The sequence below is a fragment of the Enterovibrio qingdaonensis genome (assembly GCF_028683135.1).
GTDB lineage: Bacteria > Pseudomonadota > Gammaproteobacteria > Enterobacterales > Vibrionaceae > Enterovibrio > Enterovibrio qingdaonensis.
This window is the reverse complement of sequence record NZ_JAJUBB010000004.1, coordinates 215,519-227,835: the sequence shown is the minus strand read 5'-3', so window position 1 is coordinate 227,835 and position 12,317 is coordinate 215,519. Positions and strand designations below refer to the sequence as shown.

The following is a 12,317-nucleotide window of genomic DNA, read 5'->3' as shown; positions in this document are numbered from 1 at the left end:
CAAGGCTCCATCCGAAAATGGTTAGGGAATTATTTATAGACGAAAATGATGCGCAAGAATCGGATGTTTTGTGCTTTTTGAGGGCGTTAATCTGGGAACATGGAATGACGACAGGACCTAAGTGATGACAACAACGATTAGCTCAACCATGTCTGCCAGAGTGTGGTTTTTACTGATCCTTCTCTCCATGCTGTGGGGCGGTTCTTTTTTCTTCGTGGGTGTCGCGGTCGGTGAGTTGCCTGCACTGACGATCACGTTTCTTCGCGTGAGTATCGCCGCTATTGCGCTTTGGAGCTTTGCATTTGCTATCGGTATTCGCCCAAACTTGTCGCGACAAGTTTGGCTCGCGTTTTTCGGAATGGGGATGTTGAATAACGTCATTCCGTTTGTGCTCATTGTGTGGGGACAAACCCAAATTGCGTCTGGGCTAGCGTCAATACTAAACGCCGCAACGCCTATTTTTGCTGTGATTGTGGCGGGGCTTTTGCTGCCTGATGAAAAGCCGACACCACTTAAAATCATTGGTGTCATGATTGGTTTTACGGGTGTGGTGGTGATGATAGGTGTGCCAGCTTTAGGTGGTACAGGTACGCTGCTTGCGCAGTTAGCCATTGTCGGAGCCACTGTCTCCTATGCGTTTGCGGGTGTGTTTGGACGTCGGTTTAAAACCATGAAGATAAACCCGATCATCGTTGCAGCAGGGCAAGTGACAGCATCGTCAATCGTGATGCTTCCTATGACGCTGTATGTGGATGGTGTGATAGGAGTGGGGGAAGTCAACACGCCTGTTTGGGCATCTGTTTTCGCTCTGGCAATCCTCTCAACCGCGGTAGCGTACGTTCTGTATTTCAAAATATTGGAAGTCGCCGGTGCAACAAACGTGCTGCTCGTGACCCTGCTGGTGCCCGTGTCCGCCGTGTTCCTTGGCACGGTTTTTCTGGGAGAATCACTAGACGTTATTCACATTGTTGGCATGCTACTTATCGCGTTGGGGTTATCCGCCATTGATGGTCGACTTTGGCAAGGTGTTAACCATATCAATCGCGATGAAAAGAGCAATTCCCCAAAAAACTAAAAGGCGAGAGCAACACGCTTATACCTGATTGGATCTTCGACTGTCGAGCCTTGAATGTGATGGTGACACAAGCCACTTGATGAGCATTTTTACAAGCTGTTGCTTAGTGACAGGCTTTACTAAGTGATCATCCATAGTGTCGTCAATCGAGAGGAGTGTGTCGCTGGTGTATTCCCCTGATAACGCAATAACCGGAATACCTTGGCTGCATTGTCTGATGGACTTTGTCGCTTCGATGCCATCCATGCCGGGCATTCGGATGTCCATCAGAATCAAATCAAGGCGTTCCATCTTGGCTTTTAAAATCGCTTCTTGCCCTGACGATGCATGGACTACGTCCACCCCTTCAGTGGCAAGGTAGCCTTGTACCAAAAGGCGATTCACCTGCATATCATCAACAACAAGCACTCGCTTACCTATTAGGCAGCCGACTTGGTGCAATCCTCCATCATTGATCACCGTATCAAGGGAATGCAGGAAAGACTCACGATGATTGATACTGTCTATTTTTCCCTGAGCAAGATTGCTAATGATGTAGTTGTCGACGATTGGGTCGCAAGTGTTGGGCTGCGCGAGCAGCCAAATGGGGGTGATTTGCGCTTGATGACCGAGCTCCCCGGAACGAAGTCGTTTTATTATGTCGTTGCTAAATTCAATGTGGTCAGTATCAATGAGGATGAAATCATATGACCGTGTCGTCATCGGTGCGTGTATGGACGTGTTTTCAGATAGCCAGGTTGTTTGAGTGCCAAGTAACAATAACTCAGAAGACAATAACGCGTAGGTGTTGCTGTCACTCACAACGAGGCAAGACTTTCCATTGAGGTTTTGAGTGAGGTTTTTCACCACGGCCGCATTTAGGTTGCTTGTATCTAAGGATGGAAATGTCAGGACAAACTCGGTAAATACGCCCGGGACAGAACGCACCTCGATATTGCCACCAAAGGACTCCATGACGCGTCGACAGTAGGCGAGACCTAATCCGTTGCCTTTGGATTTCCCTTGTGAATAGTATTCATCAAAGATGTGGGCTTGTTGCTCTTTTGAAATGCCGGGGCCCGTATCAATGACCCTTACCTGATGTTTCTCGGTTGTACTGCCAAAACGGATATTCACGTTGCTATTTGGGTGAGAGTCGAAGTAGTAAACCGCATTCTTTAGCAAGTTGAAGATGACAAAGCTGTACAGGGTATCGCTGCCATGGAAGACGAAATCAGATTGCTTATTGAATACCACACGTTGCTTATCCTGCTCACTGTTAAAGCTGAAATCATTGATGGCCTGTGACGTGAGTTCGGCTGCTGAGTAGGTTTTGAATAAACTTGTGCTGATCCCTTCTCCATTTAGCTCACTGAGCATGGCATCTATAAAACGATTCCCCAGTTGTACTGCCTTTTTACCTTCAACGAGTTCATGGTAAATCTTCTGCATTTCAGGTGAGGCAATCGAATGTGGCTCATCTTTATCAATACCAAACATGTCGGCATTGATCCGCTCAAAGTGATAGTTAATTTTTGTTAGTGGGTTTCTGATCTCATGAGCAATAGAACCGGCCAATACATGCGACGTGCGGATTTTTTGTTCTGTGACGATAAAGCGATTAGCAACAGCAAAGAGTTTTTGGAGGCCTAATATTTCTTCGCTGGTGATGAGGGACTCTTTGGGGTTCTTACTGACAACGTATAAATAGACGATGTCATCTTGTTCGTCGGTGATAGGCAGAACCAAAGAGATATCTTTGTTACGCATCTCATTGGCAATTTGCTTGAGCGCGTCTTTGTTGGAAGATTGACTGTGGCTAACCTGATATTCAAGCTCGTCCCTGACCAAAATGGTACGGTTTCCCTGAAAGTACAAGAGGAGCGCAACATTTTCTGCATTTTTGCCCACTGCCTGTATTTGGCCTGACTTGGCATTTAATAGGGTGTTGAGCTTTTCAATGGCGAGTTCTGTGGAGTATCGAAAATCATTCGTAAGCTTACTGATGTTCTCAACAGGGTTGCCTTTCTGGTGGTAAATTAAGTGATTAAATTTACGGAGAAAAAATGCATGTGTTTTAAGCCAAAACAGACCGGAAATCAGAGTGGCAGCAGCGATGGGTGGTGCGATGTTTTGATTCTGACAGAGGTTGGTAATTAGGGTGGCAGGAATAATGTAAAGCATGGCGTTGGAGGAAAAACTTGCCACCTGCAGGCAGACATAGCGAAAGCTATAGAACCTATCGCTGAGCAGCGCATAACCAACCATAAGTGCTTCGACGATTGAGAGCGCGGGAGGAACCCAAGTGACCGAGAAATCGTTAAAGAGAACAGGAATAGCAAAGTGAGCGACAAAGGTGGAGAAAATAAACGCCACCATACCAAATACCATATAGGAGGATTTGACGCGTTTTAGCATGCTCGGGCTTTTGCTGGACAGGATAAAGTTACGTAACGTCAACACGATAACCAGAAATAGGCACGCGAAGAACACCCAAGCCACCGCACCGAAGTGAATGATAAACTGACCGATATCTTCTACGTCTACGCTCACCACACTGAGCCCGGGGGACGTGTTTGTCAGTATGATGGTCAAGACTGAACAACTAAAAATGCACCATTGCCAACGAGATATTTTGTAGCCGTCTTGCTCTGAACGCAGGCGACAAGAAAACAGATAGGCAAAGCAAAAGGCGAGCCCTGAGGCAATGTTTGCGATCATGGCCATCCACAATGCGACCGCTCTTGATGTCTCTACCAATAAATACGATTGAAAGTACGCATTAGAGAGGATCCAAACGGAGATGAACATGGTGTAAAGCGTATAAGGAACGTAAAGCGGCGGAGAGAGCCCAGAACGTTTTTTCGTGAGTGCAATGACAAAATAGGATGCCCACAACATCACGAACAGTGCGATCGAAACCAGAAGTATCGCCACTGAGTTTTCTGAAGAAATCGATACCCAATCAGACATGCTCTTCAGCCTTGATTTGTAGTCTCATCGAAAATTTCGTTTTGACACATACTTCGACGCTTCACTGTATCTTCCATGACTAATAGACAAAATAAAAAGGCGTAAGGGGGTTGGGTATATGGTATTCAATTATTACCTTGCCACGTGTCACCATCCTGATAACTTTTCTCCACGAAATAACTTTTCTTTTTTCTGCGACGTTGATTGATAGGAACCACCGTTGAGGGTTATTGCCTTGAAACAACTTTCACCATGGAATGTTCTGTTGAGTCGAAAGAGATTTGGTATTATCTGTGCGGAAACGGTGAAGCGTATGCACGTTAGGAATGCGATTAGGAGAACGGAATGAGTCTTAAGGGACTGCAAAAATATCTGGCATTGAATCACATTGATTATGAAGAAATCACGGATGGCTTAATGATAAAGCTTGGCTTCCTTGTCGGCCGTGTTCATGTCAAATGGGATGATAGAAAAGACACGTTTAATTTCAATGATAAGTCTCGCTGGGTCACTCAGGCGTTTGTCGTGATACTGATGTTATATTTTCTCCTGACAAATCTTGGTATTTACTCCTCTCTTCAGCTTTACACCTGTGTTGGTGTCACATTGGCCATGCTGGGGATTTTCTCGTACAAAGAGTTCAAAATTCACCAAATTAAAGCGGCCATTTTGAAGAACGTGTTGGCGAAATAGCGAACATTAAGTGAATGTTCCTGCCGATGAGTATAAAGGCTGAACGCTATGCGCTCAGCCTTTGTTGTATATGAATCCCCTCTTCCCCTCGAAAGATTATCTTCCCTGCCAAATGAGTTATTGCGCGGGGTAATTTTCCGTCCTGTTTCACGCATCCTTGGTGCCACTCGCAAATGACATGCCTTAAATATTAGTCTTTCTGTTGTGTGTCGCATCGATAATATTGTGTTCATCATGATGTTGTTTTTCTAACTACATATAAATAAAGACTTTTATATCGCATCTTAAATTCCTGCCCTCGCTCATTGCCTGTATGGATAAGTGGACTGTCTGTTTCATGTTTATGCGACTTACTCCTTAAAGGCGACCAAAATCCTTCACATTCATTTCTTAGCTGAGTCTTTCCCCGACAAAAAAAGGAGAAAGATTGTGATCAAGACAACACTAGTTACCGAGCAGAGCGCAACGCCGGATGAGTTTTGGATGCTGTGGGGAAAAAATCATTACAGATTGAGAAACTGTTGCATGCGATGGCTCAATGGGAATGTTGCGAGAGTAGAAGATGCAATGTCACAGGCGAGAGAAAAAGCGTATCACCACTATTTGCGTCGTAGTGACCAAATCAACAGTCCTTTTTCTTGGCTTTGTAAGCTCACCTACAACATTTGTATCGACATTTTGCGGGACCAGAAGAAACAACTTACTCTCTGTGAAACCGTCTCTCATAGTCCAGACCTATTCTACTTTTCTCACGTCACTACCGAGCCGCTGGAAGACAAAATTCTACGTGATAACACGCTCAATGATGTTCTTCGCGCCTATGAAAGACTGACCCCAGACCTGCAACGCGTCGTGCAGTATCGCTTTGTCGATGAAATGGAATATCCCGAAATTGCCGAGGTTTTGCAGATCTCCCAAGCCAATGTGCGCAAGCGTGTTCAGTTGGCTCGTAAGCAGATCAGAGCATTTATTCATTGAGTCATTCTCTATGCACAATCTACAGCTATTCCGTCAACGTCAGTAAATGGTGAGCCACTGGTCATTGCTAATGGACGCCGCAAGGCATGTCGGGACACTGATAGAAGTGAGAGGGAAGAAAAACATGGCGGTAGAGGCGAGTGAATGCGCTTACTCACTTTGGAAAGGGATAAAGCGAATTTGCGATGAGTTGGTTTGTCACTATGGGCTGCGATGTAAATAAGGCGCGCGATGTAAATTGGAGCATGCGTCGCTGGATAACCCCCCTTAGCGAACAAACCGACACATGAGCACAAATAGTCGTCACAACGTTTCCCTTTCGCCGTCTCAAATGAATAGAGCGTTACATGTTGAAGTGAAAAGTTAATCCTTTTCCGCTTCTGTTTACTGTGCCCGCCTCATTGAACTGGGGCCGGTAATAAGGTGAGACGGATGAAAATTTTACCAGGATGGTTGGCGGCGAAAGGGAAGAAATCGGCCACCGTGGTCAACGTCATTGCTTATCGACGATTTGTGGAAATGATCAAATCAGGGATTGATGAGCTAGCACAGGCGTCATCTGAGCAATTGTCAGATGTGTTGGCGTTATATGTTGAAAGACGTCCCGATAACGCGTCATTGAAAGATGTGCAGACTTACTCCCAGCAAGTGGCGCAAGCAATCGCTGCGCGTGATTTGGTAAATGCTGAACAAGCTTGTGATGCACTCTTGCAGTGCGTGAACAGTATCTCTTCGCCTAAAAAGCCACGTTCTAACTACCAGCTAAAAAAGGTGGCGATTGAGCAAGAAGAGACGGGGTCATCGGTAAAACACATACCCATGATATCTCTGCTACCTCCCACGTACTCGCAATTTAAAACCTTTACGGTTCGTATCGAGCTGGATCTGTATGTGAATGAAGGCGGGGAGCTGGTGGTGGCGTGCGCTAATGTCAGTAAAAAGCGCGCATCAAAACAAGTAAAAGGGCTGACATCTTTGGGGAGAACAACCCAAATTCTTACCTACCAAGCCAACCAATCTGACGATGATTTTTATCGCAAGGCTCAACAGCAGATACAAACGTTTGTTAGCCAGGCGAGAAGTTAACCTGTGAATTAAGACTGATAGGGCATTTCATTATGATCAAGTTCCAAGCACTGATGCAGGCAATACAGAAGAGTATTCATAGTGCCGCGCAAGCTGTTGAGTCTGAGGGAATTAAGCACGTCGACAAATTCTTTGACCAGATACCCAGCGACAAATATCACGCGCACCAAAATCAAGCAAAACGGCTCTCTGAAGCGCATGAAGCCCTCGATCGCCAAGATACGGAAAAGGCGAACTCCTTGCTCAAAGAGTTTAATGAGGTGTCGGAAAGTTCGAAACACATTGCACCCGAGCAAGAGATGATCCATCGCCCGAAAATGGTCGCGATGGCATTTCCTCGACAAGGCAAAAATGGAGAGATAGAAAAAACCATCGTTAATGTACCGCTTATTACTCTTTGCCCCATAAGTAGCCCGCGTATCAAAGAGGTGCATTTTGAAGCGGAATTGGAAGTGACGGCAGATGACAATGATGAACTGCATGTCGCGTTCAGACCGCTAGGTGGAAACCAAGCTGAAAACCAAGTGCGGCCAGATGATACCAACACAAAAATTGCAATTACGCTCGTTGGTCATGAACCGCCGAAAGGGCTACAAAAAGTCATTGAGGGATACGAGAAAGCCTTGCGGGCGCAAATTCCGGGATAAGAGAGTAGTCACATCATGGCAGATGAAAATAAGAACCTGATTTCAATGGCGCAACAGTTTAGTGGGTTACCTATGCGCTCGTTAGTTGGCGCACCGCTGATTGCGGCTGCACAGGCCAATAGTGAAATGGCGTTGGCCCAAACACGTTTTTTGCTGGATACCTGTTTTGAAAAAATACCGGATGGGGATAGCCAACTTTTTAAGCCCATCATGGTAAGCATGACAGTAACGCGGCCCGTTATCGATAGAAACGGTCAACCAGGTGAGGATGTTGAAACGCGCTTTAGTTTGCCGCTAATGACACTTATTCCTCTCAATTCATTAGCGGTTGATGAGGTGAAAGTCTACTTCGAGATGGAAGTGGTAAGTTCATTTAGTAGCGTGAGCAAGAACAGTGAAGACACGAAACGTGATGAGAAGGAAGACTCCTCTCTCTCTCAGCGTTTAGAGACCTCCGAGCAAACAACGGAATTGACGGGCTCAGTGTCGTCTACCTCGAACCATCATGCATCCGGTGAAACAGAGAAAAAACAAAGTAACGCCGCCAAGTATGAAATCACTACACACGCGAGTCAGTTGCCGCTCCCGAAGGGGATTACGGCGGTCATTGATGCGTATACACAATGTATTTCACCCATTCAAAGTCGGGAGTAATACGTAGAGGTATAAAAATCATTTTCTTTGTTTTTAAATAAAAATTTGTGGAAATAAACATTCACTAATTAATAAGTTATACGTCTTTAAGTTATAGAAAACATTTACTGGTTAATAAATTAATTCACGTTCCGTGAGTTATTTAAAAGAGCAACTTCTTTAGATTAATTCTGGAGATTGCGACATAACAAGCCTTTGTTGTTATGTGCGCTTTGAGCGTCTCTAGCTCAAAGCAGAGTTTAATTATTTTCGACATTAAGGATTCTATAATGCCTGATCAAAATCGTGCTCTCGTTTCTATGGCTCAACAGTTTAGCGGCCTTCCAATTAAATCACTGATCTCTGCTCCGCTTTTGGCAGGTGCAGAAGCCAACGCCAAAATGGCTCTGACGCAAACACAGTTCCTGTTGAGCACTTGTTTTAACGTCGAAGAAGCTGACGGCAATACAACGTACACGCCTATCATGATCAACATGAAGCTAACACGTTCAGTGATCAAAGCGAACGGTGAAGCGGGTGACCCGGTAGTTACTGATTTCAACCTGCCTCTGATGACCATCATGCCTTTGAACTCATTGGCTGTTGACGAAGTTACCGTTAACTTTGAAATGGAAGTGAAAAGCTCGTTCTCGAACGACAAAGAGACTTCAGCGGAGTCAGAAAGTGCTGCGGAAGGTTCGTTCTCTGCGAAGGTTGGTTATGGTTGTTTCTCTGCAGAAGTGAGCGGTTCGGTTTCCTCTAAGAGCAAATCAGCGTCGTCTGAGAAGTCGCACTATGAGAAGTCAAACTCTGCAAAATATGACATTCACGCTCACGCGGGCCAATTGCCTTTGCCAGAAGGTGTTACCACCATTATCCAGGCCTTTGCCCAGAACGTTACGCCTATCCAGCTGAAAGATGATGGAGACGCTGGTCAAAACCAGAACGGCGGTTAATAAGCGACAGTCGTCCGTTTTACTTTTCTTTAAACTCACGCCTCGGTTATTTGCCGGGGCGTTATTAGGGAATAATTTATGTCAAACAATACAACCATTAATTGTCCAGCATGCCAATCTCCCATTGCGATTGAACCTAAATTGCTAATGAGTGGATTTAAATTTCAGTGTGCGAACGTTAAGTGCAATGCATCAGTCAGTATCAGCACTGAAAGCCGTCAAGTAGCGAAGAGTGCCTATGGTAAGTTTGAGCAATTAAAACGTGAACTCTAAGTAATATATTGTGGATATATTGCGGATATGCGCTTTTTCGTTTGATTTCATTTCGAGCAAATAAGGCGATAAATAATGAAAACACTAAGAAAACGATGGACGAAGTCGTTATTTTTGTTCTGGACGGTATCTTCTTTTTCGTTGGCAGAGCCAACTATTCACCAATTTCCCACCAAGCTTATAAAAGTCATTAGTGGGGATACAGTTCGCGTGTTGCTTGAGGTGTATCCCCACCAATATACGGTTGTTGATTTGCGGCTTTATGGTATTGAGGCTCCTCAAAACCAGCAGGGCGAAAAACATGGGGCTCCTATTTCTGAATGTGAAATCGCATTGGGTAAAGCGGCGAAGCAACATGTAGCCAAATTGCTGCGTCGCGCTGATTCGTTGCGGGTCAACAACATCGATCCAAAAATGCTCAACCATGCTGGAGAAATGGTGGGTGACTTGTGGTTCACTAATGATGGAATAGAAATGAGCGTAGCGGAGTACTTGCTAGAGCAAAATTTGGTTGCACCATACTTTGGCGAAAAGCGGAGCATATGGGACTGCGAAACACCAGATACACCGAAAAAGTCTGACGCAATAGCGACAAGCACATGACATACAAATGTGTTCACAAAAAGCGGCCTAATCCGTCTTAGATATGTGAACTGACGATGCAACGTATTCGACAATTTGGAACCCCCTGCCAGCAATGGCGCGTTGAAATGACTGCCTTAATCCCATTGCTGGGGTGGCAGACCAGTGCAGGGGGTTCTTCCTATTACTCATCAGATGAGCGGGTGCTTTGTCGCCTCACTTCATGCTTACCAATTGTCAACATGACTGAAAATAGTTGTCACACCGTTATTTGACTGCCGTCTTATTAATACAACCAACAATTATCCCTATCGCGACTCTTTGTGAGTTGCCGTGCAGGAAGGAGCGTTACTTTGGCGGAATTCGCTTTATCGTTTGAACACCTGATTGAAGACGTTTTTGAAGTCGATTCGTTAGACAGCCGATTAGAACAATTGCCGCTCGGCCGTTTAGGGGATCAAGCTGGTGCGTGGAAACTTGCACTTATCGAAGCTGGCTGGCAACGGGAAGAATTCGATTTACTCTTTCGCGAATGCTATCGAGCAAATGTTTGGTTGGTGTTACGTGCTAATGACATTCATAGCCAAGCCATTGCGGACTCACTGTTTCGTTACGCCTCCTATGCGCATTGCAGTCACGCTGTCCGTTTGATGCAAGTGACACTTGGCTTGCCGGCGACGGGGAAAATGTCTGATACCGATATTGATTATCTCAACGTGATTGATGAAGACAGTTTCTACCTTAAATTTGGTCGCGGGAAGATTGCCAAAATGTCAGAAAATCTGAGGTATCGCTTTGACTCAAGCAAGGCATGCGATGAGTTTGAGCCGATAGTTACCTTGATGAAGCCAGGGAGTCTGACATGAGACGTAAAGACAACCTAAAAGTGATTTTCAAACGGCCAGGCTTTTTTGGAAGAATGCGGTCAATTGTGCCTCATTGGCTGATGGTGTTGGGGGCGGGAGCCATTGTCATCAACCTTGCTTTGGGGGAGGTTGGACTCGGTATTGTGAGTGTCTTTCAAGACATCCAGAGCGCGCATCCTCAAGAACATATGACGAAGGAAAAATTGACGTGTGTTGATGATAAGTTCACTGAGTCAGGCGCAGAGCCCTATACCCAGTGTGTTAACCAGTTGGGTGAATTGGTTGAAAGAAACTGATGGTTCATGGTGGGCGAAAAAGTGACGAGGTGTTACCTGATGTACTTACAGGATGGTGTGTGGGCTGATGCAAAAATGCGCAATTTGCGCATTTACCGTGACTCGTGCGGAAAGTCCTTAGAGTGAAATAAATGTTTGTCCCAACAACGTACTAATTCGCTTTTCTACGCTGACGACTAGCGATAGTATTCGAAGCATTCATCAGTTTCGTCGTGTGTGTACGATGAGCTAACCGCGCAACGACACTTCTCTGCAACCTGTTACGTTTTTGGGCCTCTAATGGCCGTTTTTATTTGATCGAGATTTAGGAGAGATAGCCTTGCATTACTATCGCTGGTATGCGGTATTTACCCATGCAAACGCTGAAATCGAGCTGTGTGAACAACTTTTGGACATGGGCTATGAAGCCTATTTACCGCTTAGAACAGTCAGAAAAACGGTAGACGGGAAGAAAAAGGTCGCGACCGAGCCTTTGTTCAAATCACACGTGTTTGTTCAAACCAAACCTGATGGCCTTGAGGCCATAAAAGCACTGCCGGATTTTTCTCATTTCGTGCGCTTTAATCAATATCTGGCGTCTATTCCTGCTACTCACATTGTTAAAATCAAAACGATTCTTTACTACTATGAGGAGTCGACATCTATCGCCAGTTCGTTAGCAAATGGTGTGACGGTTGCAATCGTCAATGGCTCATTAAAAGGCATGACGGGCATTTTATTGGACGATGAAAACAACCGTAAAATCGCCATGGAAATTGGCCAACTAGGGCGCTGCGTATTGGTCGATGTACCCAAAGCGAGCGTTGTCCGAACAGAAATATCTACGCCTGCTTAACTCCCTCTAAGCACTACTTTACGAGTAGTGCTTACATAACGCCTTCTGAAAACCTCGCTTTTTTTGTTACTCTTTCTGCACAATGTTTAACCAAGGAACGGTCAAGTGCTTTTTATCAAAGGTTCGCGATTTACTGCTGATCGTGCGTGGGGCGCGCTAGATATTGCAAATATGAAGGGTATAACAACCCGTCTGCATTGGACCGACAAACCCTACAAATGGCATATCAATGACGGTGAAGAAGTCTTCGTTGTGCTCGATGGAGCCGTTGAAATGCATTATCGCAAAGATGGCGAGACTTGTTGTGAAGTGATGGGTGTCGGCGATATCTTTTATGCAAGTGTCGGTACTGAACACGTGGCAAAGCCCTTAGGTGAAGCGAGAATTTTGGTGGTCGAAACGGCCGGTTCGGTGTGACACTTACCGGTTGCTTGATTGAGGTCGC

14 protein-coding genes are annotated in these 12,317 nt (G+C 45.3%); 13 read left to right on the top strand and 1 reads right to left on the bottom strand.

From position 1 onward, the window contains the following. The first annotated feature begins 124 nt into the window (after positions 1 to 124). Positions 125 to 1,075: a DMT family transporter gene (locus LRP49_RS08080; protein WP_274141508.1), complete on the top strand. Its 951-nt coding sequence runs from the start codon at positions 125 to 127 to the stop codon at positions 1,073 to 1,075. Positions 1,076 to 1,093: 18 nt separating this feature from the next. Here the strand turns inward: LRP49_RS08080 and LRP49_RS08075 are convergent, their stop codons facing one another. Then, a complete protein-coding gene (locus tag LRP49_RS08075) occupies positions 1,094 to 4,027 on the bottom strand; it encodes an ATP-binding response regulator (protein ID WP_274141507.1) in 2,934 nt (977 codons plus the stop codon). Between the two features lie 345 nt (positions 4,028 to 4,372). Between LRP49_RS08075 and LRP49_RS08070 the strand changes: the two genes are divergently transcribed. The 12 genes from LRP49_RS08070 (at position 4,373) to LRP49_RS08015 (ending at position 12,289) form a co-directional block, all read left to right on the top strand. Then, positions 4,373 to 4,720 carry a hypothetical protein gene (locus tag LRP49_RS08070; RefSeq protein WP_274141505.1) on the top strand — a complete coding sequence of 116 codons (348 nt, stop codon included), beginning with the start codon at positions 4,373 to 4,375 and terminating at the stop codon, positions 4,718 to 4,720. Positions 4,721 to 5,149: 429 nt separating this feature from the next. Next, positions 5,150 to 5,698, top strand: a complete 549-nt coding sequence (locus LRP49_RS08065) for an RNA polymerase sigma factor (RefSeq protein ID WP_274141504.1) — start codon at positions 5,150 to 5,152, stop codon at positions 5,696 to 5,698. A gap of 432 nt (positions 5,699 to 6,130) precedes the next feature. Next, positions 6,131 to 6,784, top strand: coding sequence for a hypothetical protein (locus tag LRP49_RS08060; RefSeq protein WP_274141502.1), 654 nt, complete (start codon positions 6,131 to 6,133; stop codon positions 6,782 to 6,784). 32 nt (positions 6,785 to 6,816) lie between these two features. Next, the gene (locus tag LRP49_RS08055; RefSeq protein WP_274141500.1) at positions 6,817 to 7,431 is read left to right on the top strand and encodes a DUF2589 domain-containing protein; all 615 of its coding nucleotides are present in this window, start codon (positions 6,817 to 6,819) and stop codon (positions 7,429 to 7,431) included. A 15-nt stretch (positions 7,432 to 7,446) separates the two neighbouring features. Next, positions 7,447 to 8,085 carry a DUF2589 domain-containing protein gene (locus LRP49_RS08050; RefSeq protein WP_274141498.1) on the top strand — a complete coding sequence of 213 codons (639 nt, stop codon included), beginning with the start codon at positions 7,447 to 7,449 and terminating at the stop codon, positions 8,083 to 8,085. Between the two features lie 269 nt (positions 8,086 to 8,354). Further along, positions 8,355 to 9,020, top strand: a complete 666-nt coding sequence (locus tag LRP49_RS08045) for a DUF2589 domain-containing protein (RefSeq protein ID WP_274141496.1) — start codon at positions 8,355 to 8,357, stop codon at positions 9,018 to 9,020. A 78-nt stretch (positions 9,021 to 9,098) separates the two neighbouring features. Beyond that, complete coding sequence (locus LRP49_RS08040) at positions 9,099 to 9,293, top strand: hypothetical protein (protein WP_274141495.1); 195 nt, start codon at positions 9,099 to 9,101, stop codon at positions 9,291 to 9,293. Positions 9,294 to 9,368: 75 nt separating this feature from the next. Beyond that, entirely contained in the window at positions 9,369 to 9,896 is a 528-nt protein-coding gene (locus tag LRP49_RS08035; RefSeq protein ID WP_274141493.1) for a thermonuclease family protein, read from the top strand. A gap of 332 nt (positions 9,897 to 10,228) precedes the next feature. Continuing rightward, entirely contained in the window at positions 10,229 to 10,741 is a 513-nt protein-coding gene (locus LRP49_RS08030) for a hypothetical protein (protein ID WP_274141491.1), read from the top strand. Then, positions 10,738 to 11,037 carry a hypothetical protein gene (locus LRP49_RS08025; protein ID WP_274141488.1) on the top strand — a complete coding sequence of 100 codons (300 nt, stop codon included), beginning with the start codon at positions 10,738 to 10,740 and terminating at the stop codon, positions 11,035 to 11,037. Before LRP49_RS08030 ends, LRP49_RS08025 begins: the two co-directional genes overlap by 4 nt. 319 nt (positions 11,038 to 11,356) lie before the next feature. Then, positions 11,357 to 11,872, top strand: a complete 516-nt coding sequence (locus LRP49_RS08020; protein ID WP_274141486.1) for a UpxY family transcription antiterminator — start codon at positions 11,357 to 11,359, stop codon at positions 11,870 to 11,872. Positions 11,873 to 11,977: 105 nt separating this feature from the next. Continuing rightward, positions 11,978 to 12,289, top strand: coding sequence for a cupin (locus LRP49_RS08015; RefSeq protein ID WP_274141485.1), 312 nt, complete (start codon positions 11,978 to 11,980; stop codon positions 12,287 to 12,289). The last annotated feature ends 28 nt before the right edge of the window (positions 12,290 to 12,317 follow it).